This window comes from Paenibacillus elgii NBRC 100335, from assembly GCF_004000865.1.
Classification (GTDB): Bacteria; Bacillota; Bacilli; order Paenibacillales; family NBRC-103111; genus Paenibacillus_G; species Paenibacillus_G elgii.
This window is the reverse complement of sequence record NZ_BIMB01000003.1, coordinates 151,841-176,698: the sequence shown is the minus strand read 5'-3', so window position 1 is coordinate 176,698 and position 24,858 is coordinate 151,841. Positions and strand designations below refer to the sequence as shown.

At 49.1% G+C, this 24,858-nt stretch carries 24 protein-coding genes; 17 read left to right on the top strand and 7 right to left on the bottom strand.

Features of this window, described 5'->3' with window-relative positions:
* Window positions 1-249 precede the first annotated feature (249 nt).
* The 14 genes from PEL01S_RS03635 (at window position 250) to PEL01S_RS34340 (ending at window position 14,450) form a co-directional block, all read left to right on the top strand.
* Window positions 250-1,263 (top strand): thiamine pyrophosphate-dependent dehydrogenase E1 component subunit alpha, encoded by a 1,014-nt coding sequence (locus PEL01S_RS03635; RefSeq protein ID WP_127459309.1) that lies wholly within the window; start codon window positions 250-252, stop codon window positions 1,261-1,263.
* A gap of 12 nt (window positions 1,264-1,275) precedes the next feature.
* Window positions 1,276-2,259 (top strand): alpha-ketoacid dehydrogenase subunit beta, encoded by a 984-nt coding sequence (locus PEL01S_RS03630; RefSeq protein WP_063183529.1) that lies wholly within the window; start codon window positions 1,276-1,278, stop codon window positions 2,257-2,259.
* A gap of 18 nt (window positions 2,260-2,277) precedes the next feature.
* Window positions 2,278-3,597 carry a dihydrolipoamide acetyltransferase family protein gene (locus tag PEL01S_RS03625; RefSeq protein ID WP_127459308.1) on the top strand — a complete coding sequence of 440 codons (1,320 nt, stop codon included), beginning with the start codon at window positions 2,278-2,280 and terminating at the stop codon, window positions 3,595-3,597.
* A gap of 35 nt (window positions 3,598-3,632) precedes the next feature.
* On the top strand, window positions 3,633-4,772 hold the full coding sequence (locus PEL01S_RS03620; RefSeq protein WP_127459307.1) for an acyl-CoA dehydrogenase: 1,140 nt from the start codon (window positions 3,633-3,635) through the stop codon (window positions 4,770-4,772).
* 14 nt (window positions 4,773-4,786) lie between these two features.
* Window positions 4,787-6,127: an acetyl-CoA carboxylase biotin carboxylase subunit gene (locus tag PEL01S_RS03615; protein ID WP_127459306.1), complete on the top strand. Its 1,341-nt coding sequence runs from the start codon at window positions 4,787-4,789 to the stop codon at window positions 6,125-6,127.
* 17 nt (window positions 6,128-6,144) lie between these two features.
* Window positions 6,145-6,357: an acetyl-CoA carboxylase biotin carboxyl carrier protein subunit gene (locus tag PEL01S_RS03610; protein ID WP_063183536.1), complete on the top strand. Its 213-nt coding sequence runs from the start codon at window positions 6,145-6,147 to the stop codon at window positions 6,355-6,357.
* Between the two features lie 23 nt (window positions 6,358-6,380).
* Window positions 6,381-7,289 (top strand): hydroxymethylglutaryl-CoA lyase, encoded by a 909-nt coding sequence (locus PEL01S_RS03605; RefSeq protein ID WP_127459305.1) that lies wholly within the window; start codon window positions 6,381-6,383, stop codon window positions 7,287-7,289.
* A 37-nt stretch (window positions 7,290-7,326) separates the two neighbouring features.
* A complete protein-coding gene (locus PEL01S_RS03600) occupies window positions 7,327-8,109 on the top strand; it encodes an enoyl-CoA hydratase (protein WP_127459304.1) in 783 nt (260 codons plus the stop codon).
* A 34-nt stretch (window positions 8,110-8,143) separates the two neighbouring features.
* Window positions 8,144-9,682 carry an acyl-CoA carboxylase subunit beta gene (locus PEL01S_RS03595; RefSeq protein ID WP_127459303.1) on the top strand — a complete coding sequence of 513 codons (1,539 nt, stop codon included), beginning with the start codon at window positions 8,144-8,146 and terminating at the stop codon, window positions 9,680-9,682.
* A 146-nt stretch (window positions 9,683-9,828) separates the two neighbouring features.
* Window positions 9,829-10,722 carry a LysR family transcriptional regulator gene (locus PEL01S_RS03590; RefSeq protein WP_127459302.1) on the top strand — a complete coding sequence of 298 codons (894 nt, stop codon included), beginning with the start codon at window positions 9,829-9,831 and terminating at the stop codon, window positions 10,720-10,722.
* A 78-nt stretch (window positions 10,723-10,800) separates the two neighbouring features.
* Window positions 10,801-11,721 carry a sulfite oxidase gene (locus PEL01S_RS03585; RefSeq protein WP_239551076.1) on the top strand — a complete coding sequence of 307 codons (921 nt, stop codon included), beginning with the start codon at window positions 10,801-10,803 and terminating at the stop codon, window positions 11,719-11,721.
* 284 nt (window positions 11,722-12,005) lie between these two features.
* The gene (locus PEL01S_RS03580; protein ID WP_127459351.1) at window positions 12,006-13,445 is read left to right on the top strand and encodes a flavin monoamine oxidase family protein; all 1,440 of its coding nucleotides are present in this window, start codon (window positions 12,006-12,008) and stop codon (window positions 13,443-13,445) included.
* A gap of 169 nt (window positions 13,446-13,614) precedes the next feature.
* Window positions 13,615-14,187, top strand: a complete 573-nt coding sequence (locus tag PEL01S_RS03575; protein WP_127459301.1) for a TetR/AcrR family transcriptional regulator — start codon at window positions 13,615-13,617, stop codon at window positions 14,185-14,187.
* 101 nt (window positions 14,188-14,288) lie between these two features.
* Window positions 14,289-14,450: a hypothetical protein gene (locus tag PEL01S_RS34340; protein WP_163767572.1), complete on the top strand. Its 162-nt coding sequence runs from the start codon at window positions 14,289-14,291 to the stop codon at window positions 14,448-14,450.
* A 562-nt stretch (window positions 14,451-15,012) separates the two neighbouring features.
* On the opposite strand, the gene PEL01S_RS03570 is transcribed toward PEL01S_RS34340, so the two are convergent.
* Entirely contained in the window at window positions 15,013-15,303 is a 291-nt protein-coding gene (locus PEL01S_RS03570; RefSeq protein ID WP_127459300.1) for a hypothetical protein, read from the bottom strand.
* 177 nt (window positions 15,304-15,480) lie between these two features.
* A complete protein-coding gene (locus tag PEL01S_RS03565) occupies window positions 15,481-16,074 on the bottom strand; it encodes a hypothetical protein (protein WP_063183550.1) in 594 nt (197 codons plus the stop codon).
* A 370-nt stretch (window positions 16,075-16,444) separates the two neighbouring features.
* Here PEL01S_RS03565 and PEL01S_RS35085 point away from each other — a divergent pair, with 370 nt between their 5' ends.
* The 3 genes from PEL01S_RS35085 to PEL01S_RS35075 all read left to right on the top strand — a co-directional run bounded on the left by PEL01S_RS35085 (window position 16,445) and on the right by PEL01S_RS35075 (window position 18,126).
* The gene (locus tag PEL01S_RS35085; protein ID WP_239551079.1) at window positions 16,445-16,636 is read left to right on the top strand and encodes an NAD(P)H-binding protein; all 192 of its coding nucleotides are present in this window, start codon (window positions 16,445-16,447) and stop codon (window positions 16,634-16,636) included.
* A gap of 76 nt (window positions 16,637-16,712) precedes the next feature.
* Entirely contained in the window at window positions 16,713-16,964 is a 252-nt protein-coding gene (locus PEL01S_RS35080) for a Rossmann-fold NAD(P)-binding domain-containing protein (RefSeq protein ID WP_255320065.1), read from the top strand.
* Between the two features lie 532 nt (window positions 16,965-17,496).
* Complete coding sequence (locus tag PEL01S_RS35075; protein ID WP_239551081.1) at window positions 17,497-18,126, top strand: MarR family transcriptional regulator; 630 nt, start codon at window positions 17,497-17,499, stop codon at window positions 18,124-18,126.
* 289 nt (window positions 18,127-18,415) lie between these two features.
* On the opposite strand, the gene PEL01S_RS03545 is transcribed toward PEL01S_RS35075, so the two are convergent.
* From PEL01S_RS03545 to PEL01S_RS03525, 5 genes are all read right to left on the bottom strand, one after another.
* Entirely contained in the window at window positions 18,416-19,432 is a 1,017-nt protein-coding gene (locus PEL01S_RS03545; RefSeq protein WP_127459298.1) for an aldose 1-epimerase, read from the bottom strand.
* A gap of 36 nt (window positions 19,433-19,468) precedes the next feature.
* The gene (locus PEL01S_RS03540) at window positions 19,469-21,250 is read right to left on the bottom strand and encodes a glycoside hydrolase family 2 protein (RefSeq protein ID WP_127459297.1); all 1,782 of its coding nucleotides are present in this window, start codon (window positions 21,248-21,250) and stop codon (window positions 19,469-19,471) included.
* A 91-nt stretch (window positions 21,251-21,341) separates the two neighbouring features.
* The gene (locus PEL01S_RS03535) at window positions 21,342-22,985 is read right to left on the bottom strand and encodes a 3-keto-alpha-glucoside-1,2-lyase-like domain-containing protein (RefSeq protein ID WP_127459296.1); all 1,644 of its coding nucleotides are present in this window, start codon (window positions 22,983-22,985) and stop codon (window positions 21,342-21,344) included.
* Between the two features lie 147 nt (window positions 22,986-23,132).
* Window positions 23,133-23,948 carry a carbohydrate ABC transporter permease gene (locus PEL01S_RS03530; RefSeq protein WP_127459295.1) on the bottom strand — a complete coding sequence of 272 codons (816 nt, stop codon included), beginning with the start codon at window positions 23,946-23,948 and terminating at the stop codon, window positions 23,133-23,135.
* Window positions 23,945-24,829, bottom strand: coding sequence for a carbohydrate ABC transporter permease (locus PEL01S_RS03525; RefSeq protein WP_127459294.1), 885 nt, complete (start codon window positions 24,827-24,829; stop codon window positions 23,945-23,947). Before PEL01S_RS03525 ends, PEL01S_RS03530 begins: the two co-directional genes overlap by 4 nt.
* Window positions 24,830-24,858 lie beyond the last annotated feature (29 nt).

Below are 24,858 nucleotides of genomic sequence, written 5' to 3'. Positions count from 1 at the left end.
ACTACCCGAAAGGATAGTGTAAACGCAAGTTTCCCCCTTCCGGACTGTCGAGACGTTCTCGGCAGTCTTCTTTATTGGCGTCAAACATTGCCCAATAAGGCCAAGCGATCGCAACCCTGTGTGCATAAACCGGCTATATTTTTTTTGCATAGTTTCTATGCACAATATATATTTCACGATTGGAACGACAGGATGTAAAAATAAAGTAAACCGCAATTTGCAGCGGCACCATTGTCGGAGGGATACGATATGAATCAAACCGGAAACGCTCAACTCAAAAACCGGCACCAGGCACTTGGTTTATCGGATCAGCAGGTTGTTGAAATGTACAAGAATATGGTCTTGGCGCGGAAAGTAGATGAGCGGATGTGGCTTCTCAATCGTGCGGGAAAGATCCCTTTTCTCGTTTCTTGCCAAGGTCATGAAGCGGCGCAGGTGGGAGCGGCTTATGCGTTGGATCGAACGAAAGATTTTCTTTGTCCGTACTATCGGGATATGGGAATGGTCATTGTTTTCGGGATGACGGCAAAGGAATTGATGCTTTCCGCTTTTGCCAAGGCGGGAGATCCGAATAGTGGCGGACGCCAAATGCCAGGGCATTATGGGAGTAAACGACTGCATATTCTTTCGGGGTCCAGCGTCGTAACGAGTCAAGTGCCGCATGCCGTTGGAATCGCTTTATCTGGAAGGATCGAGGGGCAAAAACTTGTCGTGTTAACGGCCTTTGGGGAAGGGGCCAGCAATCAAGGGGAGTTTCACGAAGCGGCAAATTTTGCCGGGGTGCACAAGCTTCCTGTCATTTTCTTCTGCGAGAATAACAAGTATGCCATTTCTGTCCCCTACTCCAAGCAGGCGGCTTGTGAAAGTATCGCGGATCGGGCAAAAGGTTACGGATTTCCCGGCATCAGCGTGGATGGCAATGATCCCTTGGAAGTATACAAGGTCACGAAAGAAGCGGCCGATCGGGCAAAAAGAGGAGAAGGGCCCACGTTGATCGAGGTGGTCGTCTATCGTTTAGTTCCTCATTCAAGCGACGACGATGATCGAACCTACCGTTCCCGGGAAGAAGTGGAAGCAGCCAGGAAGAAAGATCCGCTCGTAACCTTCAGCCATTATCTTAAAGATTTGGGGATATTGGATGAACCTAAAGAGAAGGAAATCCATGACCGGATGCTCATGGAAGTCGATGAGGCCACGGAATATGCGGAGAATGCTCCGGATTCGGCTCCGGAAGACGCCCTTAAGCACGTTTATGCAGAATAGGGGGAGTGAGACATGGCCGTCATTTCTTATCTTGATGCAGTGACCCAAGCTCTTCGGGAAGAAATGCAGCGAGATCAAAGGGTATTCGTCTTAGGAGAAGACATCGGGGTGCGCGGGGGCGTGTTTCGGGTTACTCAGGGATTTTACGAGGAATTTGGAGAACAACGGGTTATCGATACGCCGCTATCGGAAGCGGCTATTGCAGGCGTATCGGTTGGGGCAGCCGCTTATGGCTTGAGGCCTGTAGCCGAGATTCAGTTCGCCGAGTATATCATGCCTGCCGTAAACCAAATTGTGAATGAAGCCGCTAAAATGAGATACCGCTCGAACGGAGATTGGACCTGTCCTTTGGTCATTCGTGCCCCTTATGGAGGGGGAGTTCACGGCGCCCTCTATCATTCACAAAGCGTCGAAGCCATGTTTTGCAACATACCCGGATTGAAAGTGGTCACCCCTTCCACGCCGTATGATGCCAAAGGACTGCTAAAAGCAGCGATCCGTGATGAAAATCCCGTCCTTTTCTTTGAACATAAGCGATGCTACCGATCGATCAAAGGTGAAGTGCCGGACTCGGACTACATCGTTTCCATCGGGAAGTCGGATATTAAGCGGCAAGGAGAAGACCTCACAGTCATTTCTTACGGACTTGCCTTGCATTTTGCGTTGGAAGCGGCGGAAAAGCTTTCCCGGGAAGGATACAGCGCTCACGTTCTCGATTTGCGCACCCTCTATCCTCTGGATAAGGAATCGATTGTAGAGGCCGCCCGCAAAACCGGCAAAGTGTTAATTGTGCATGAAGACAACAAAGAGGGAGGCGTCGGGGCTGAAGTCGCGGCTGTGCTCGCCGAGGAATGCCTTTTTGAACTGGATGCTCCAATCAAACGCCTGTGCGGTCCGGACGTCCCCGCCATGCCGTACAGTAAACCGATGGAGAAATTTTTCATGCTCAACCCGGATAAAGTGTATCAGGCCATGAAAGAATTGGCCGAATTTTGATCCGATCGGGAGGAGAATATGGCCGAGAACATCGTTATGCCCCAGCTAGGGGAAAGTGTAACGGAAGGAACCATCTCCAAGTGGCTCGTCAACATCGGGGATCAAGTCAAAAAATACGATCCTGTCTGCGAAGTGATTACCGATAAAGTGAATGCGGAGGTTCCTTCTTCTTTCAGCGGCACGATATCCGAAATTGTCGTTCAAGAAGGCGAAACGGTAGCCGTAGGCACGTTGCTTTGCCGTATTGCAGTGGAAGATCAAGCGATCCCGCCGGTTGAAGCCAAGCCGTCAGCCGCCAATCAAGATCAGGGTGACAATGATGTGACAACGCAAGCAGCCTCGAACCCGCGCTATTCGCCGGCCGCGCTTAAACTGGCGCAAGAAAACAACCTGGATCTTTCCCGTATGGAAGGATCAGGCGCAGCCGGACGCATCACCAGAAAAGACATCTTGGACCTACTGCAAGGAAAGAGGCAGGCCGTGACCACCGTTCCAAAAGCAGAACCTCCGTCCAAGCCGTCCCAACCGGTACAATCGGTACAATCGGTACAATCGGTGCAATCGGTACAATCGGCCCGCGACATTCCGAAGTCGTCCGTTTCAATTGATACGCAGTCTGCCGTCCATTCTCCTTTTAATCAAGCCGACGAGACGATCCCGGTTACCGCCATCCGCAAGACGATTGCCGAACGAATGGTAAAAAGCAAGCAAGAGATCCCCCACGCCTGGCTTACAGTTGAATGCGATGTCACCAACTTGGTACGTTATCGGGACCGGATCAAAGAAGAGTTTAAGCAAAAAGAAGGCATCCATTTAACTTATTTGCCGTTTTTTATCAAGTCGGTTGTCGAAGCCTTGAAGGAATTCCCCACCTTGAATTCGCAGTGGACAGGGGATCACATTCTCGTCAAAAAAGCGGTTCATATCTCGATGGCCGTCGCCACCGATCAAGCGTTATTCGTTCCCGTCGTTAAGGACGCCGACCAAAAAAGCATTTTCGGTCTTGCCAAATCTATAGATGAATTGGTCAAGAAGGCGAGGGAAGGCAAGTTAGCGCTAGAGGATATCACCGGCGGAACGTTTACCGTCAATAACACAGGCTCTTTCGGCTCCGTCCTTTCAGCTCCCATCATCAATCCTCCACAAGTAGCCATTCTAACTGTCGAAGCCATCGTAAAACGTCCGATCGTCGTCGATAACATGATTGCCGTCCGCGATATGATGAACGTCTGTCTTTCCTTGGATCACCGGGTGTTGGACGGACTGGTATGCGGCCGCTTCTTGAAGAGAGTCAAGCAAAACATTGAAGGCTGCGGTACGGAAACCGGACTCTATTAACGACTCAGAATGTTTAAGTTAGGGGCGATAACATCATGCACTTTGATTTAACCGAAGAACAAGCGCTGATCAAGACGATGATGCGCGATTTTGCGGAAGGCGAGGTGGCTCCGGGTGCAGATGAACGAGATCGTACAAAGCAATTTCCGGAGGTTGTTTTCGATAAATTATCGAAGCTGGGCGTCATGGGTCTGCCTTTTCCCGAACAATACGGCGGCGGGGGAGCGGATACCATAAGCTTTGCTATCGCAGTAGAAGAATTAAGCCGGGTATGCGCCTCCACAGGTATCACCTATTCCGCCCATATTTCGTTAGGCGGGGCGCCCATCCATTTATTCGGAACGCACGAGCAAAAGGAAAAATACTTAACCCCCCTTTGTACAGGAGAATACTTGGGCGCGTTTGGATTGACGGAACCGAACGCAGGTTCGGATGCAGGCGGAACCCAAACGACCGCGAAGCGGCATGAGGATCAGTGGATCATTTCCGGTTCGAAATGCTTTATAACCAATGCAAGCTATGCCAAAAACTTGGCGCTCACGGCCGTAACGGATCGTTCCAAAGGGACGGACGGAATCAGCGCGTTTATCGTGCCTACAGATGCGCCAGGCTTTACGGTCACCAACAATTACGAAAAAATGGGGCTTCACGCCTCGAATACAACGGAGCTGGTGTTGGACAATGTAGCCGTCCCCGAAGAAAATCTCTTGGGGAAAGAAGGAAACGGATTCAAGCAATTTTTGGCGACGCTGGACGGAGGGCGAATCGGGATCGGGGCCATGGCGGTCGGGATCGCCCAAGGGGCGTATGAAAAGTCGCTCCAATATGCCAAAGTAAGAAAACAATTTGGCCAGAGCTTATCCACCTTTCAAGCCATCCAGTTTAAACTGGCTGACATGGCCATGAATATTGAAGTTGCGCGCAACATGGTGTATAAAGCGGCATGGCTGAAGGATCAAGGCAGAGGCTTCAAGAAAGAAGCGGCGATGGCAAAACTATTCGCTTCGGAAATGTGCATGAAGGTGTGCGATCAAGCCGTTCAGATCCATGGCGGGTATGGGTACATGAAGGAATATCAGGTGGAGCGGTTTTTCCGGGACGCCAAGCTTCTGGAGATCGGGGAAGGCACCTCGGAAATCCAACGAATGGTCATTGCGCGCCAGATCGGCTGTTAAAGGGGATGGATTGTATGTTCAAGAAGATTCTAATCGCTAACCGGGGGGAAATTGCCTCCCGGGTGATCCGTACTTGCAAATCGCTGGGTATTGCCACCGCGTGCATCTACTCGGAAGCAGATAAGGAAGCCCCTCATGTCAAGATGGCGGATGAGGCCTACGGGGTAGGAGGTCCCAAAGTAGCGGAAAGCTACTTGAATATCGACAAAATTATGGAAATCGCTCGTTTTTCCAAAGCGGACGCGATTCATCCCGGCTATGGCCTGCTCTCGGAAAATGCCGAATTTGCCCGACGCTGCGAGGAAGCCGGCATCGTGTTCATCGGTCCGTCGGCGGAGGTCATCTCCCGTATGGGCAGTAAAATTGAAGCCCGTAATATCATGGAAAAGGCGGGGGTGCCTGTCGTCCCCGGCATCTCCTATCCGTTAGCGGATGCGGAAGAAGCGGCGCGGGCCGCCGATCGTATCGGCTATCCGGTCATGCTCAAGGCTTCAGCCGGCGGCGGCGGGATCGGCATGCAGATCGTAAGCAGCGAAGCGGAAATTCACAAAGCATTCGAAGGGAACCGGAAACGCGCCTCCGATTTCTTCGGAGACGGGGCCATGTATATCGAGAAGGTTGTGGAAAATCCCCGGCACATCGAAATTCAGATATTGGCCGATTCCTATGGGAATACCGTTTACTTATGGGAACGGGAATGCTCCATTCAACGCCGCCATCAAAAAGTCGTGGAGGAAGCCCCTTCTACCTATTTGGATGAACTCACACGCGGCAAAATGGGAGAAGCGGCGGTAAGGGCGGCTAAATCCATCGGATACCGGAATGCGGGAACCATCGAGTTTTTGGTGGACGAGAACAAAAATTTCTATTTCCTTGAAATGAATACTCGTCTACAGGTTGAGCATACGATTACAGAAGAGATTACCGGCTTGGACTTGGTTGCAGAGCAGCTGCGAATTGCGGCCGGACATTCCTTAAATTTCGGTCAATCCGATGTAAAGCGCGACGGTCACGCGATCGAAGTGCGGATTTATGCGGAAGATCCGAAGACGTTCTTCCCGTCCCCGGGAACGATTACGGAGTTTGCCATACCCGAGGGACCGGGAATCCGCCATGAACTCGCTGTACATGAAGGCTCCGTGGTTACGCCTTTCTATGATCCGATGATTGCCAAGCTTGTTGTCACAGGGAAGGATCGCGACGAGGCGATGGACCGGCTTCAAGCGGCGTTAGCCCATTATCACGTTCAGGGAATCAAAACAAATATCCCGATGCTGCAAGAAGTTATCGCGCATCCCGCATTCCGTTCAGGCGATACGACAACAGGTTTTGTCGCTAAGTATTTACGCTCGTAAAACAGGAGGTGATTCAGGTGAGCAAAATCGTGTCATTTATGGCGGGGAATGTGTATAAAGTATTGGTCAAGCCCGGGGATCAAGTCGAAGCGGGACAAGATGTAGCCATTTTGGAATCGATGAAAATGGAGATTCCGGTCACGATCAGTTCCGGCGGGACGGTAAAAGAAGTAAAAGTGAGCGAAGGCGACTTTGTGGATGAAGGGGATTTATTGATCGAGCTGGATTAAAACGTATGCTGGGGGTCGGGGAGATGAACTGGCCGGCGAGTGTAACGATCAAAGAGGTAGGCCCGCGGGATGGATTGCAGAATGAGAAGGTCTTTGTTTCCACAGAGGATAAAATAGCCTGGATTAACCAATTGTCCGGCACCGGAATGAAGTCTATTGAAATCACTTCGTTTGTGAATCCGAAGTGGATTCCGGCGCTGGCAGATGCGGCTGAAGTTGCGAAAGGAATCGAACGGGTGCCTGGCATCGTTTATACGGCTCTCGTTCCGAATCGTCAAGGCTTGGAGCGGGCGTTGGAAGCCGATGTGGATGAAGCGGCCGTCTTCATGTCTGCCAGCGAAACCCATAATCACAAGAACATAAATAAGTCGATGGACGCTACTTTTCCTGTCTTAAGGGAAGTGGTGCAGGAAGCTCTTTCCGCAGGGAAATCAGTCCGCGGTTATGTGTCCACCGTCTTCGGTTGTCCCTATGAAGGTCCGGTCTCCATCGATGAGGTGATCCGGGTATCGGAAGCTTTGTTCGACATGGGGATAGGCGAGTTATCACTCGGGGATACGATCGGCATTGCCAATCCCAAGCAGGTGCAAGATGTATTGGATATTCTCTTAAAGCGTTTCGATGCCCGGAAACTGGCCCTGCACTTTCACGATACGCGCGGGGCGGCGTTGGCTAATATTTTGGTGTCTATGGACATGGGGATCACGACGTTCGATGCGTCCGTCGGCGGTTTGGGCGGATGCCCGTATGCGCCCGGGGCGTCGGGTAATGTGGCTTCGGAGGATTTGCTTTATATGCTGGATACGATGGGGATTCAAACGGGGGTCAATCCGGAAAAGCTGCTCGCTGCAGCCCGTTTTATACAGGACAAGATCGGAAGAGCTTTACCAAGCCGTAATCTTCAGGTCGGCAGCTCGGACGAAAACGGATAAGCGGGTTCAGGGCTCGGTTCAGGGAAGGAGGGGGACTATGGAAAAAACTGTATTGTCCACCAGCATCGGAAACGGAATTGTGCTCATTACTTTAAACCGGCCGGAAGCGGCCAACGCGCTATCGATCAAGATGCTGGAAGAGTTGCGGGATGCGGTTGTGGCATGCAAATTTGACCGGTCTGTTCGCTGTATCGTCGTCACAGGGGCTGGAGAGAAAGCCTTTTGCGCAGGCGCCGATTTAAAAGAGCGCGCGGGCATGGACATGAACCAGGTGCGCAGGACGGTAGCTTTGATTCGCGAGTGCATCAATGCTCTAGAAGCGCTGCCCCAGCCGGTCATTGCCGCCGTGAACGGAGCCGCTTTAGGCGGGGGAGCGGAATTGGTGCTGGCATGTGACCTTCGGATCGCCTCCGAGACGGCAACCTTCGCCCTTACGGAGACGTCGCTTGGGATTATTCCCGGCGCAGGCGGAACGCAGCGGCTGCCGAGGCTGATCGGGAAAGGGCGCGCTAAAGAGCTCATTTTCACCGCAAGAAAAATCGATGCCGAAGAGGCAAGGGGCATGGGGCTGGTAGAGCATGTAACGCCGCCTGAATCCCTGCTCGATAAAGCGCTGGAAATCGCGGGCCGCATTGCTCGAAATGCTCCCGTCGCTGTGGCGCAGGCCAAGTTCGCCATCGATAAGGGATTTGACGCGGATCTGAGCACCGGGCTTGCGATTGAGCACAATGCCTATGAAGTCACGATTCCGACAAAGGATCGCCTGGAAGGACTGGAGGCATTCAAAAATAAGCGTTCCCCCATATTTAAGGGCGAGTAACAAGCAACTTGGGGATAAGGAGGAGGAATAGGAGATGTCTATGGACATAAAGCCGGAGGAGCTGCAGGAACGTATTTCACGGGTCCTCCAAGGGGGAGCGCAGTCTTATCATCAAAAGAATGCGGCGCAAGGAAAACAATTTGTCCGCGACCGTTTGAAGCTATTGTTTGATCCGGACTTCGAGCTGGAGGACGCATTATTTGCCAATTGCGCGGCGGAAGACCTTCCGGCGGATGGCGTGGTTACGGCGATTGGCAGGATTAACGGGAAAATCGTGTGTGCGATGGCCAACGATTCCACGGTCAAAGCCGGTTCTTGGGGATCGCGTACGGTAGAGAAGATCATTCGCATCCAAGAGACAGCCGACAAAATGAGAGTGCCGTTGATTTACCTCGTCGATTCAGCGGGCGCCCGCATTACGGATCAGGTTGAGATGTTCCCCGGTCGGCGCGGGGCCGGCCGTATTTTTTACAATCAGGTCAAATTATCGGGGAAAATTCCCCAAATCTGTCTGCTCTTCGGTCCTTCGGCTGCAGGCGGGGCCTACATTCCGGCATTTTGCGATATCGTGATTATGGTGGACGGAAATGCATCCATGTATCTCGGTTCCCCGAGGATGGCGGAGATGGTTATCGGAGAAAAGGTTACGTTAGAAGAAATGGGCGGCGCGCGCATGCATTGCTCGGTATCCGGCTGCGGCGATGTGCTGGCCCAAAATGAAGAAGAAGCCATTGCACTGGCGCGGCGATATCTGTCCTATTTTCCCGCTAATTTTTCCGAAAAACCGCCGGTTATGGAAGCAAAGGCACCGCAAGCCTTTGAGAAATCGTTGGAGGAGCTCATCCCGTCCAACCAGAATGCCCCGTTTAATATGTATGAGCTGATTGACCGGATTATTGACGAGGGGTCATTCTTTGAGATCAAGAAGCTGTTTGCCGGCGAACTGATTACGGGATTGGCCCGAATGAACGGAAAACCGGTTGGGATCGTTGCCAATCAACCGCGAATTAAAGGTGGCGTGCTGTTTCACGATTCGGCGGATAAGGCAGCCCGATTCATTACCCTTTGCGATGCGTTTCATATCCCGCTTCTGTTTCTCGCCGACGTCCCCGGTTTTATGATCGGCACGAAGGTGGAGCGGGCAGGAATTATCCGCCATGGCGCGAAAATGATTTCTGCCATGTCCGAAGCGAGCGTCCCTAAAATCTCGGTGATCGTCCGTAAAGCCTACGGAGCGGGCCTCTATGCAATGGCCGGTCCTGCGTTTGAACCGGATTGCTGTCTTGCCTTGCCTACGGCGCAAATTGCGGTGATGGGACCGGAAGCTGCGGTCAACGCCGTGTATGCCAATAAAATTGCTCAACTGCCTGAAAACGAGCGAGCCTCCTTTATCGAACAAAAGCGGGAGGAATATAAGCAGGATATCGATATTTACCGGCTAGCCTCCGAAATGATCATTGACGGGATTATTCCGGCCAATTCGCTGCGCGACGAGTTAGTGAACCGATTCGAGGCTTATTCATCCAAGGTTCTCGTCTTCTCCGAGCGTAAGCACCCAGTATATCCGGTTTAATTCGCCGGCATTTCCGAACAGTACCAAGCGTTTCGAAGCGCTTCGGTGCTGTTTTTTGCGTGCACGGCATATCATAATCTTGTACCGGAGAAGGAATGGTTTGGAGACCGCTTTGCCTAGAGGGGAAGGAGGCAGACCCGGGTCGGATGGATATTAGACAGCTTCACTATTTTGCAGAGGTGGCCAAGCATAAAAATTTTACAAAAGCTTCGCAGGTTCTGTTTGTTTCTCAGCCATCCATCAGCAAGATGATCAAAAGTCTGGAAGACGAGTTGGGCGTTACTTTGCTTGACCGTTCCGAGAGGGAGGTTGTACTCACGGATACAGGAAAGCTGGTTCATGAGAAAGCTTTGAACATTTTACAGCTGCTGGAGGAGCTAACTTCTTCGGTTCATGAGCTGGTTCAAGTGCAAAGAGGAAGCGTGAAAATGGGAATCATGCCTACCATCAGCGCGTTGTTGTTCCCGAACATCATTGCCGGATTCAAGGAAAGATATCCCGGAATTGAGATTCAAATGATAGAATACAGTGCGAAACAGGTAGAACTGCAGATGGAGCAAGGAAATATCGATTTTGGAGTCACGGTGCTGCCGGTGAACACGCGGCGGTATGAAACCGTTTCCTTGTTAGCTGAAGAGCTGGTTGTCATTGTAAGCCGTCAGCACTGGCTTGCCGGAAGAACATCTGTTCGTTTAGCCGAATTGAAGAATGAACCGTTTATTCTGTTCACCAAGGAATTCGCCCTTCATGACGTGGTTTGGCAAGCGTGCCTGCAGGCCGGATTCGAACCCGAGGTGGCTCATATGACCTCCCTATGGGATTTTTGCTGCGAGATGGTGGCGTCTCAATTAGGAATTTCATTGATCCCCCGATCAATGGCGAGCCGTTTGCATCATCTTGCCGTTCATCCCGTTTCGATTTCCCATCCGCAGATGGCTTGGGAGCTGGCGCTTATTTATCCCCGGGATAAATACCTTTCTTATGCATCCCGGGAGTTTATTGCCTATATCCAGGCCAATCCGCCGAATCAGCCGGGATGATGGGCAGTGGCTGTAAGCGGGGTGGCCTTATCATCATTTTTACGGTACCTTCATATACATTGGTTTGGGGTGGTACCATTGCATTCACCTATCCTAAAGCCTTATCCGATTACTCGAAGTCTGATTCCGGAAATTCAGGAACATCCGATCCATTTTGTTTCTGCGGCGATTACGCCGGAAGCCTGCTTTTATTTAAGGAATCATTTTGCTTATCCTCGTATTACCGGGCAATCGTTTGTGCTTTCTGTAGGTGGTGAAGTACAAAAACCTCGAACCTTCCAATATGAAGAACTGCTCCGTATGCCGTCTAAAGAATTGACCGTGCCTTTGGAGTGTGCAGGAAATAACAGAGGACTTTTTCGGCCGAAAGTATTTGGCGAACAATGGGGAGCTGGAGCCATTAGCCAAGGTGTATGGAGAGGAGTCGCGTTAAGAGACCTGCTCCGCTTGACCGGATTGCAAGCGTCCGCAAAGGAAGTCGTATTTGAAGGACACGATTCCGGGAGACGCCCCGACCTGGAAGGAGAGTTCGTATTTGCAAGAAGCCTTCCTTTGGGAAAAGCAATGCATCCGGATACGTTAATTGCTTATGCGTTAAATGGGGAACCGATACCATACAAGCACGGATATCCGTTTCGGTTAATTGTACCCCAATGGTACGCCATGGCTTCCGTCAAATGGCTCCGAAGCATTATCGTCATCCGCAATCATTTTAACGGCCCTTTTCAGGACATCGATTATATGTATTATCCGGAAAAAGACAGCGATACAAGGAAAACCCCCGTGACAACCATCCAGGTGAATTCCATCATTCAGCAACCGTTAAATCGCAGTGTGCTAGACAAAGGGATGCATCAAATTTACGGATTGGCCTGGACAGGAACAGGTTGGATTAAACATGTTGAGATCTCGACGGACGGAGGGGAGAATTGGAGACCCGCCGTTGTTCAACCTGCGTCGCAAAATGCGTACAGCTGGACATTTTGGAACTATACCTGACTCGCGGATCAAAAGGGAGAATATACGATGATGTCGAGAGCGACGGATTCATTCGGATTCGTTCAACCGGCAGCAGCCAAATGGAATCGAAAAGGATACGGATATAACGCTTATATTCCGTCGTACATGTCAAGGTAGAGTAAGAATTGAGCGTCGGGGCCATGCGAAAGCTGTTGCGACAGCGCGGGGAGGACCGCGTTAGCGTGCGCGGAGCGGGAAACGACAGTGTTGGAGGTGCTTCAAACATATCATCCACAATCCCAACTTCACTTTCTCCGAACGAAATGATCGAAATTATCAGGCACGGGCTCCGAAAAACCAGAGTCCCGAAAAACATCGTCGTCGTAGGTGCAGGCTTGGCAGGGCTTGTCGCAGCTTCTCTGCTGAAGGATGCGGGGCATAACGTCAAAATCATAGAGGCGGACAGCCGGGTCGGAGGACGTGTCTACACCTTGCGGGCCCCGTTTACGAATGGATTGTATTTGAACGCAGGAGCCATGCGCATCCCCGAATCTCATTATTTAGTCATGGAGTATATTCGGAAATTCAATCTGCCGCTTGAACCGTTTATTAACGAAACGCCAAATGACATTATCTATGTGAACGGGATTAAAACAAAGCTGTCCAGTTATCTTCATCGGCCGGATGTCCTCCAATACCCGGTCGCCCCTCAAGAAAGGGGAAAAACCGCTCAACAATTGCTCGAAATGGCGGTACAGCCCATCTTTGATTTTATCAATCAAGATCCGGCTCACCATTGGCCTTCGACCGTTAAGAATCTCGATCGCTATTCGCTGTACGCTTTTTTAAAATATGGTCCTCATTCCTTCGGAGTCGGACTATCCGAAGGGGCCATCGAGATGATCGGAGTACTTCTCGGTATGGAAGGATTGATGGAGCGATCTTTTTTGGAAACTTTGCGATTTTTTATGCCATTACTACGGCAACGCTTTTATGAGATTGTGGGAGGCAACGATCTGCTGCCGCGGGCCTTTCTTCCCAAATTGCATGAAGACATTATGTTTCAGCGGAGAATGACCAGGCTTGTTCAACATTCGGCCGGAGTGACAATCGAAGGGGTTGATGAAAAATCATCGGATCGATATTCTATATCAGGTGACATTGCGATAGTGTCCATTCCGTTTACCGTGTTGAAACTCGTCGAAGTAGAACCCCGGCATTCTTTCTCGCACCAGAAATGGAAAGCAATTCGGGAGCTGAACTATTCGAGCGCTACTAAAATCGGGCTGGAATTCAAAAGCAGGTTCTGGGAAAGATCCGGCCAATATGGGGGCAGAACGATAACGGACCTGCCGATCCGATTCGCCTATTATCCGAGCCATGGAATCGGCAAACCGGGGCCGGCTATCCTTTTGGCAAGCTATACCATGGGAAACGATGTTATGCCGTGGGACGGTCAATCGAACGAAGAGCGCATTCGGTATGCCTTAATGAACCTTAAAGCGATCCATGGGGATGTCGTTTATCGAGAATTTGTGAGAGGATTCTCCTATAGTTGGGCCCAAAACCCGTATTCTTGCGGAGATTGGACGATGTTCAGTCCGGGCCAACAAACGGCGCTGCACCCGTTTATCGCAACCCCTGAAGGACGTGTTCATTTCGCCGGGGAACATACAAGCCTTACTCACGGATGGATACAAGGGGCGATAGAATCTGGCATTCGGGTTGCTGTTCAAGTAAGCAACTTGCCAAGAACCCAGTAGAAACGATAGAGACGACTACAGTTGATACGGTATCGAATAATTGTTTACATAATAAATATTATGTAATCTAAAATGTTAATTTTGCTGAAGCTTGACAAAAAAATACAACAACTATGATCTAATATGAATGAATAAAAATAAAATTCATTCAGAAGAGGTTCGTTACCAAATGGATAAAAAAAAGCTCATCTATGATTGCGGTCGGGAATTGTTCCATTCCAAAGGATTCAAAGACACGAATATCTCAGACATTGCGAAAATGGCGGGAATAGCGGTGGGTACTTTTTATAATTACTATTCCTCAAAAGAGAAATTGTTCTTTGAGACCTATATGAAAGAAAACGAGAAGTTTAAAAAGCATATTATCGAATCCCTTGACATGAATCAAGATCCCGTTGCGCTTGTGAGACAAATCGTGGAGCAGAACATCAGTGCTATGACCTCAAATAAAATACTGAAGGAATGGTATAACCGGGATCTTTTCCGGGAACTGGAACACTATTATGAAGAAGTCAAGGGGGATGATGATTCCATCCGCAGCTTATACGCTGGATTATTTAAAAAATGGAAAGCTGAGGGAGCCATCCGGCAGGATATCGATGATGAGCTTTTGTCCGCCTTTTTTGACTCGCTCGCCTATATCGATTCACACAAGGAAGAAATCGGGGTACAATATTTTCCGCAGTTGATACAGTATATGGCGGAGTTTATCATGAAAGGCTTAACGGATTTCAAAAAATAGGATGCATACTCGCAGTCTTTTTTGCTCTGATACGAATGAATTTTAAATTATTCATTCATATGCTTGCAAGGAAAAAACAATATTACAATGGAGGTTCAAACATGAAACGAACAGGGGAAATCGTGTTAAACATTATTGGAACCGTATCGAGTCTCATCATGATTGGGGTCGGCTTAGTTTTCTTATACCGCAAAGATGATGAAGCTTATTTGAACTATTTGCATGCCAATTGGAGTAAAAGCGAAGTAGCTGCTTCACTTTGAAGCCATGAAAAAGTATGCGAGGTCGAGCTGCAAGTTAAAAATTTCCGGATTGTTTGTCACAGCACCAATACGGGCGCTGGATTTTCCAATATACAAATCGATCATGAAGGAAAGCAAATAGTCGGAAACAAGCACTGGAGATAAAATTATAAAAATAGTACTTGTATACATAATAAATATTATGTAATCTTGAGAACTGATCTAAACATTATAGACATATTCACAAAACCCGTATTTTGTACATATGTCTATAAATTAATGAAACCCCTTGTGTGGCAATCACTTTTGAGGATTGTTGTTGTTGACCTCGTTTACCTTATTCCACTGTTGATCGATCAGGAATAAATTCTATATTTTTTTCCCGGCTATATTACGCGAGATACGCCCAGGATCTAACCACTTCGCAGAACCATAGACATTTGACAATTGGAGCTTGTTACCAGAAACAGTGTCCGCCTCTCCTAGATTCGTGCCGTTGATCAGACTTTTCTTGAGACCAGATGATTCCCTTCAGGAATATTTAGATCCACGGTTTTGGAAACAATTCCATCCGGCCCTGAAATCAATCATTACTTTGAATATTGGCATTTTTAGCCTCTTTAAACCATTCATAATATGCGCTTTTCGGATTGCTCATATCAACAACGATTATTTGCGTAATTTCAGCCTTCAAGTTCCCGCCTATTTCCACTGGCATCGGAAGGATTTTCGGCTGAGCGTTGAAAACCGTGCCCAGTTGTTCTCCTTCATTGACCTTCTGATCCGTTCGATAACGGTAACTGCGCTCCCCTTTTGCATGTCCCTGTATGAGCCCCTTCCTGGTGGCATTATACAAGAACGACCGGTCATCCATGCTGACTTCCGACTTTTGTAACTCTATATTGGTTGCGCGAACAATCACACGGGACATTTCTTGCCGTGTGATCGGCTCATCAAAATGCCTAACCATTCATTCATTTTTTAATTGATCCATGCTGAAGCGTCTTTTGCTGATCAGGATTGAGCTGCCGGGTCTCAACGAGGCGTGTCTTTAGCTGGTTGTTCGCTCCCAAAAAGGGGCCAAATTGACCGATATAACCTCAATGACTTCTTCAAACATCGTTTCCACTGAGCGATCTTGAGGGTTCCGGCTCCACTGCAAAGCCGATCCGAATATGCTCCAACTGATAACGAGTGCCATAGCTTCCAATTTTTCTTGTGAAAAGCCCTTTGTATCCACTTCATTTATCCGTTTAAGCAGGAATCGATGAAGATCCTGATGCATGGCATTTTCAAACATCGCTTCAAACTGCTTGTCTCCCGGCGTACTACATTGTTGAAACCGCAAAAGAAAATCGAATATGGTTTGAATAAGGATTCGCAAATTGTCCGCATTGCATTTTGTTTCTTCCGGCAGTCTATCCCTTATAGTCATTTGGAACTTTTCCGTCATCCAATATTCAAGAAAATCATATTTATCCTGAAAATGTGCATAAAACGTTGTTCGATTTATGGTTGCTTGATTCGTGATATCGTGCACAGAAATGGAATAGACGTTTCTCTTTTTCTCAACCAAATCGTTAAAAGCCTGCACGAACAATTGACGGGTTCTTTTAACACGCGGATCCTCGGGATTTACCGACATTTTACCCCCCTCTTTCTCTTGAACTCAAATAACAGACAAAAAGACAAAAATGTTGGGAACACAACAAAAACAGCTTTTTGCAGGTTGTTTGCACAACTCAATCCTTTTATCTTTTACTTAGGAGGTTGGTGCTAGACCGTTGTTCAAAAGTTACTGAAAATCCATTGCACACCTCCGCGTTGTTTTTTAAAATCTTGCTCGCGTACCTGGAAACATACGCTTCGCAGATTTTAAAATAAACGACTGGATCTGTTTGTGTCTGATTCCGCGATTTTTTTGAACATGCACTTATATGAATATGATTGCACAAAGAAAATCGTATGACAAGAAAATCTCTATCTGATTTGCAAACGAAAGGATGAGTGCAGAAATGATTGTTGTTACAGGAGCGAATGGAAAATTAGGTCGGAAGGTCGTAGAGGAACTTCTCAAGCGTGTTCCTGCCGGGGATATTGGTGTAAGTGTCCGTGATGAGAACACGGCACAGGATCTAAAAGAACGCGGAGTTCGTGTTCGGCAAGGAAATTTCGATGATTCCGAAAGTCTTCTGCACGTTGGCTGAAGCCACAGCGGTAATCCTGACAGAGCAGAGATATGACGGTATAACTCCTCACCTTACGGCTTCCGAGGCGATTGACATGGATAGAATCGCATCGATTGCTTCCAAGGTTTTGGAGCGACCGATTCGGCGGATTGTCGTGTCGGATGATGAATATCGGGACCACTTGATGTCCAGAGGACTGCCGGAAGCGATGGTCGGCATGCTTACGGGTATGTTTCAGGCAAGTCGACAGGGAGATTTCTCGCAAACTAATCCCGTTTTGGAAAACCTGATTGGCAGATCCTCAGTGAGTTTTACGGATTTTTTAAAAGACTCGATTTCTCAATAACACTTTAACACTGACTGTTTTGGAACATCGGAAGAATGGTGTCCTCTATGGATGACCTGATCCGTTCTTGACAGAAAGCGAAAAAAGTTATGAAAACCTGGCTACTATAGTAGGGACAATGAACAATAAACAGCCCTCAACTTGATGACAAGGTGGGGGCATTCCCATGATACGTATGATCAAAGATGCGTGATATTTAGCATTGGTGAAGTTGATGCGGAGTTCGAGTATCGATCGTTTCCCCCGAGCTCCAGCACCGCTACGATCCGTTCCTGCGGGCGAATCCCAAATGGCTTACACCGTTCCCGATCATAAATCCATTCGGGTATCATGCGGCGCACGTGCCAAGGTTGGGATTTGGCCAGCAATTGAAAATTCTGGATCAAACAGCATACCGCTGCGTAATCCTCTGCCTGCTTGTGGAGATCATTTTCTTCCTTTGCCACGACCAGAAGGAATGCCAGCGAAATATCCCCATATGAAGTTCCAAGTTTACTGACCGTTTCATTTCTAGTCACATAAATAAAGCGCCATGGTTCTCGTAATCCGTCGTTCGGCGCCCAGACTGCCTCATTCAGAATATCCAAAACGCTTTGCGAAGAAACCCGAAGACTATCCGAATGCGGCCGATCGTCCCCATCGATTGAGACCCATTTCTTTTCAGCAGGCGTTCTTTTCCGCCAACCTCTTGGCATTTTTTCAAAATACCCTATCTGCAATATCCCTGCATATCTCCACAACCGAACTTGAAGAGTTTGCTGATTTTGCGCGGATGCAAGGACTTACTTCATTTCCGAACAATTTGACAGACATACACATTATTGATTGCATTGGCAAAAACGAACCAATAAATAACACGTCTACTGCAGCAAAAATGAATTTGTCTAAGGCGAGTGTTACGAATATCAGCAATAAACTGCATAAGGAAGGCTTCATTAAGCGAAGCCAGATGAACGATAATAAAAAGGAAGTATATTTTAGCCTTTCGTCCAAAGGCAGGCAAGTCTTCGAAGTGCACACTATGATGCATGAAATAATAGAACGCAGATTTTTCGATGGATTGAACTCTTTTTCGGAATCGGAACTGCAGGCGTCGCTGAAGTTTTTCCAAACGATAATCAATCAAAATGAAAACATCGTTAATGGAGATCGAAAAACATGACGAGGACTACAACTCAAAACAGAAACGTCACACGTTTCTGTATTAGGTGCAGTTCCACTCCTGCATATCAGGGGGGCCTATGGTGTCCAGTGTAAACTAAAAATAATGAAACAGCGGCCAGGTGGTGTCAGCTTCGCTGGTACTAGCCCATATAAGACAACTCGTTCAGGAGTTCATCTGCAGACTTTTGAAGATGTATTAGACTGAACCCGATAAAGCGACTATGTGTGTTAGCTGAGGAAAGGGACAAAAAATCCCCACTCTGATTGTAGCGGGGGGATAGCGAAGATTATTCATGCGGTTTAGCAGGAATACAGTACAAAAGACTCGTTTCTTGCCACAATTCTCCTGGAGCCAGAGCGAATAAGCCGATTTCCTCGGATGGCAGTTTTATATTCGGCGCGTTAACCAGGTTGACCTGAGGCTCCGGGCAAAAAAATCCGGGCTTCGCGTTGTTGTTCCAAATCATCCATTGCTTGTAGGAAGCGCCTGCATCGTACACTAAGGAAACCTGCTCGCGAAGATCGGTCAGGACAGCGCGATTCCTGCCATTTTGCGATTCCGCCGTATAATGATTGTCCATTGACTCAAAGAACGGATATGCTCCCTCTCCCTTCATCGCCTCTTCCTGCTCCGTCAGCATTTGGTGCTTTCCTGTCGGGAGCATCCTTTCGTTTAACTCCCACCGCTGCCCCAGCGTTATTTGGAACAAGTAATTCTCCGGACGGCTGGTCTTGCAAAACGGAGCGTTAAGCGAAGTATGGAAGGCCAACAGGCATGGCATCGGCTGGTTCCCGTCATTGCGAATATAAACCTGCTGCTGAAGCCCTTTCTCGCTTAATGTATATTCCAGCCAAAAAATAAACGTATGAGGGAAATAGCGGAACATCTCTCTGGAGCTATCGAAGCTTAGCTTCAGGCGGACATAGGAAGCCTCGGCTCCTTTGTTCCCATGCGATTCGACTTCCCAGGGAATGTTGTATAGAAAACCGTGAAGATGATTGCCCGTATGTTTCTCATTGACAGGCAATGTATAGATTCGGCCGTTCCATGGAAAGCGTCCATCCTCGTACCTATTCGGAGGAAACAGAACCGGAATGCCGTGGATGATAGGTCTTGCCTTAAATGCTTCCATCTCATCCATTTCAGGTTCATGCAGAAAGCGGTATTCCCGTTCTCTGTCGCGAAACGCAATTAAGTTCCCCCCGACCCGCGGCAATATAGCGCACTCATAAGCTCCCGAGTAGAGCCAGATTGCATCTTCGCCATGAAAATGTCCTTGTTTTGCGAATGCCTCTTCCTTCATTTTTCACCTTGCTTTCCATAAGCTAGCGCCACCTGTTTATTTTGTCCAGGCATTACCTTCGACAATGGCCCGTATCTGCTCAAGCGGTACCTTCGGTACACGGTCATAAGTCAGCAGTCCGTTAATTTCCTGCTCCACATCAGTCAGCTGCGTATAGCAAAAGCCTTGTAGTACGGGAGAATGAAGTGCAGGACGAACTACCGCAGTCAGTCGCTTGAGAAAATCTTCTTCGTCTGTCGCACCTGAATACCCCCACCCTTCCCAATCGCTTTTGCGGAAGGAGATGCCTCCGAACTCAGACAGAAGGATAGGTTCGTCTGCATAGCTCATGCCGCCGACATGAATCCTGCGATTTGCTGGCATGGACTGAGCGGCGCTTCGAATTGTGCTGTATCGTTCGGTCAGCACCTCCTCGCGCCACTCGTAATCATGAATGGTGCATAAATCCGATTTCATATGCTCCCAGCCATCATTCGAAATGACAGGGCGATGCTCGTCAATAGATTTGGTCAAGTAATACATTGCCTGCGCATGATGCTGCTGACGGCGATCGATAAGAATATTAGGCACTCCCCAGCTCTCATTCAACGGTACCCAAGCTACGATGCATGGGTGGTTATAGTCCCTTACGACAGCTTCCTGCCATTCTTGCGCAAACCTCTGAGCATACTCCACAGAATAGTCATAGGCATTCGCCATCTCCCCCCATACCAGGAGCCCGAGTTTGTCACACCAATACAAAAACCTCGGATCTTCCACTTTCTGATGCTTTCTTGATCCGTTGAACCCCATCGCTTTCGTCAGCTCCACGTCTTGGCGAAGCGCTTCATCGGTTGGAGCCGTTAAAATACCGTCAGGGAAATACCCTTGGTCAAGCACCATTTTCATGACGATAGGCCGGTTATTCAGGCATATCTTCCCATGCTCAATCGATATTTTACGCATACCGAAATAGCTTTTGACCCGGTCGGTCTCCACGCCGTCGACTAAAACAATAAATTCCACATCATACAGATTCGGGGTTTCCGGACTCCACAGCCTGCCCATTCCATGGTCATGAAAATCGTTCAACCCGATTGAACGGCTCTCGAGGTCATGGTTAATCTGGAACATCTCTGTCGTCACATGTTCGCCTCCAAAGGTAATCACAGCTTTAACACTGACTTCGTTCCTATCTTTTCTGCCTTTAATGCCGATGCGAAGCTGAATCTCATCCCGGTCGATATCCGGCGTTAGCCAGAGCCGATCCAGATGCGTCGTCGCTACCGCTTCCATCCAGACGGTTTGCCAAATGCCTGTCGTTCGCGTGTACCAGATCATTCGGGATTCATCCTCCCAAAATTGCTTGCCTCTTGGCAAACGCTTATCTCGGGAGAAATCCTCCGCTTTGACGACAATACAATTCTCATCCTCCTGAAGCAAGTCGGTAATATCTCCGCCGAAAGGAACATGGCCGCCTTCATGCGTCATTGCAAGCTGTCCGTTGACCCAAACCGATGCACGATAGTCGACCGCTCCGAAATGGAGTAGCACTCTTTTATCCGAGAAAGAGTGTGGAAGTGTAACCTTCTTACGATACCAGACTGTGTCATGAACCGAAGTATCACTAATACAGCTTAATGTGCTTTGGAAGCAAAAAGGCACGGTTATCCTATGGCTAAACACGGTTTCCTCCGAACCGTTGCCAGGTATATACCACTTCTCCCGATCACCGGACCCGGAATCATCGAAAGCAAACTCCCAAGTTCCGTTCAAATTTACCCATTCCTCTCTTACGAATTGCGGGCGCGGATATTCCGGTCTAGGCTGCTGCTGCATAAGTATAATCTCCTCTTTTCCTCTATGTGTTAGAAACTGACGGGAAGCGAACCGAAGCCAATAACGCTCCGGTTCGCATGTCCCCTATCCGTTAATTTAACTTGATATTGTCAAAGCTGACGCTGTTACCAAAACCGCCGCGAACGCCAATCGTCCCGTATGTAAAGCTGGAATCGGCAGCTGTCACCTTCGGCGTCGTCATGTCTCCGACGTAAAATTTCAGATTTCCGTTGTTCACGACAACTTTGACATGATACCAAGTATTTACTGCAATTGGTACATTAGCTTGACCCAACTGCGTATAGCTGTTATTGAACTTCCCCAGCCATACGATACCGCCCGAGTCGATCCCGACGCCGTAACCCTTGAAGTTGTCGGCGCCTGTCGATGGATTCGAAACGTTGAAGATCAGGCTTCCTTGTCCGGCATTGTTCAGCTTGATATCCCCTTCCAGCGTATAAACGGCTTTCGAAGGCCATGGGGTTAAGACCGACTTGTCTGCGTTTGCCGAGGTTACATTATAATTACCGCCCGAGACGCTCCATGTACCACCATAACGAGTCCATCCGTTGTCATTGCTGCTGAAATCATTCAAGTAACTGCCCGTTAACGCGCCGAACCTCACCTGTATGTTGTGTCCGCCCACACTGCGATTCACCGAATTGATCAATGCGATCTCATTCGTTCCGGTCTGGTAAAGCGATGCCCACAAGCTGTTGCCGAACGCAGGCGTATCGTTCGTATACCACGTCGCGCCGAAATCGTTGCTGAGCGAGACGGTATTCGAGTTGGAAGTGAGGACCAGCCTGCCGTCGGCGAGAGATAATATATAGGGCCCTCCCAACTGGTTCGGAATTTGCGTCCCGATGCCGCTGGCCCATGTCTTGCCGTCGCTGGATTTCTTATAAAAGATGTTGCAGTCCTGCGTGCCGCACACCTCATACACGACGATGTACTGACCGTTTGCCATTTTCGTCCATACCGGCATACCCGGCCTGGCGGCCGAATTGTTCGGATCCCATGCCACATAAATCTCATTTCCCCAGTTGGCTCCGCCGTTGGTTGAAATCTTCTGGGAAATAAGTTGGCTGTAGGACGGATTTTCCGTCACATGCTTCTCGTTAGCATACATGACCGCCAGGGAGCCGTCGCTCAGGAAATAAAAGTGCGGCTCATACACGCCTTTATCCGGATTGCCAAGACGGCCGGGGGGGCCGTTATTTTCATCAATCGTGCTCAAATACGACCAGTTGCTTCCTCCATTCGTGCTTTTATATACACGAAGTTGGTAGGATTCCTGCCAACGCACGGAACGCATGGCCAAGAGCAGATCTCCATTCGGGAGCTGGATCATTTGTCCGTTGTCCAGATCGCGGCCATCCTCCCATAGGGTAGCGGACAAAGTCCACGTACGGCAGTTATCCGTGCTTCTGAATACTTGCAAGCGCGTCCCGCCCCACGATACCTTGGTGTAGCCGTTATTGTCGTAGATGGCTGCGACGGCCAGCCAATCCCCGTTGGCAAGCTTCAGCATACGGGGATATTCCGAGCCAAAGGTACCGGGAGATATCCCCCTTGCGTCTTTGCCTGCGTCCGTAAAGGTATTGATATTGGTCACTATAGCCGGGTTTGCGTCCCAAACGATCGGTCCATTTGCCGCAAATGCCGGTAAAGCGCCACAGACAAGCGCCAATAGCATTAGCAAGGTAACCGCGGTTAACCATTTCTTTTTCATGAATGACCAGCCTCCTCGTTTCATCCTCATTCCAGACTCTGACCTAGCGGATCTGCACGTATGCGCTGAAAACAACACCAAGTGGTTTCAATGCTAATGATCGGTTGGCACCACCTCCTTGACAGGATTAGCTCAAGAACAATCCTATTAGCTCTTCATCCCAGTCAATGCCACTCCCTTGACAATATGCTTTTGCAGCAGCAGGAACAGAATCAACACGGGAATCGTTGCGAGAGAGTTCGCCGTCATCGGTGTCGTGTAATCCACCGCGTATGAGCTTTGGAACATCGGAATGCCTACCGGCAGAGTCATGTTCTCCGGCTCGGAGAGGGACAGGAACGGCCAGAAAAAGTTGTTCCACGCCCCCAGGAAGGAAAAGATTCCGACTGCGGTGAGGGATGGAACGGCCATAGGCAGATAAATATGCCACCATATCCGTAAGTACCCGCAGCCATCCAGACGCGCCGCCTCGGAAAATTCCTTATGGATGCCGTCGAAAAACTGCTTCAAAATAATGACCCCCAGGGGCGCCGCCACTGTAGGCAGCACAATGGAAGTGAGCGTGTTAATGAGATGCAGGCTGTCCATCAGCAAGTACATGGGCACAATCATTGCCTCGGTCGGTATCAATAATCCCATGACGATAAGCCAATACAACGTTGTTCTGCCGCGAAAGGGAATCTGCGACAACACGTACGCCGCCAACGAGTGCGTAAGCAGGATAAGCAGTGTGGACATGCCGGAGGTGACGAAGCTGTTCCAGGTCCACCGGAATATCGGAGCCTGCTCGTTCACCTTTGCATAATTGTCCAAGGTATACGGCGGTTTGAACCATTCGATAATGGACAGCAGATCCGTCCCTTCCGGTTTAAAAGAAGTCACGAGCATCCACGCCACAGGCAGCACCCAGACCAAAGCCAGAACGGACAGGAGCAGCCAGGCTATAAAGCGAAGCGCTCTCATGAAGTGCCACCTACCTTCTCTTTTTCATTCATCAACCGGAATTGTAGTATGACGATAAACAGTGTCACGATCATCAGCACGTAGCTCATGGCCGAAGCGAGACCCATATTTTGCTGGCGGAAGCCCGTTTCGTAAATATACTGCACGACCGTTCTCGTAGCATTGCCGGGTCCGCCCTTGGTCATCAGCCATACTTGACCGAATATTTTGAAGGAGGCGATGACCTGAAGCATGGTCACGAGCACCGTTACACGGCGAAGCATCGGGATCGTCACATACCATAGCTGCTGCTTCCGATCCGCTCCGTCCAGACTGGCCGCCTCGTACAGATCTTTCGGAATTTCCTGAAGACCCGCTAGAAACAGGATCATATTAAATCCGACGGTCCACCACGCCGTAGCTGTCAGAATGGAATACCAGGCATAGCCCGGGTCCGTCAGCCAAAAGATTTCATCTTCCATCCCCAAGAAATACAATCCCGCATTAATAAGGCCTGTATAGGGCTGGAACATAATACTCCACACGGCGGTGACTACGGCAATAGATAACAGGTTAGGCAAAAAATAAACCGTCTGAAACAACCAGGAGCCTCTCAGCTTGAGATTCACAAGCAGTGCCAGCAGCAATCCGAGTATGACCAGCGTAGGCGTCGAAATGATAACGAAGTAAAACGTATGCCATAACGAAGCCCAGAAGTCGCTGTCCATGAGCAGGTCCTTGTAGTTGTCCAATGCAACAAACAGCTTGTCGCCTGTGAACGACCAATTGTACAGACTAACGAACAGCCCCAACCCGAGCGGCAGCAGCATAAATAACACATAGAACAACAGGAACGGCAGGAGCAGCGCGTAGGCTGCCGTATGCAAGCGCCATCGGCTCATAATTCCCTACCCCTTTCATGATGAGAAAA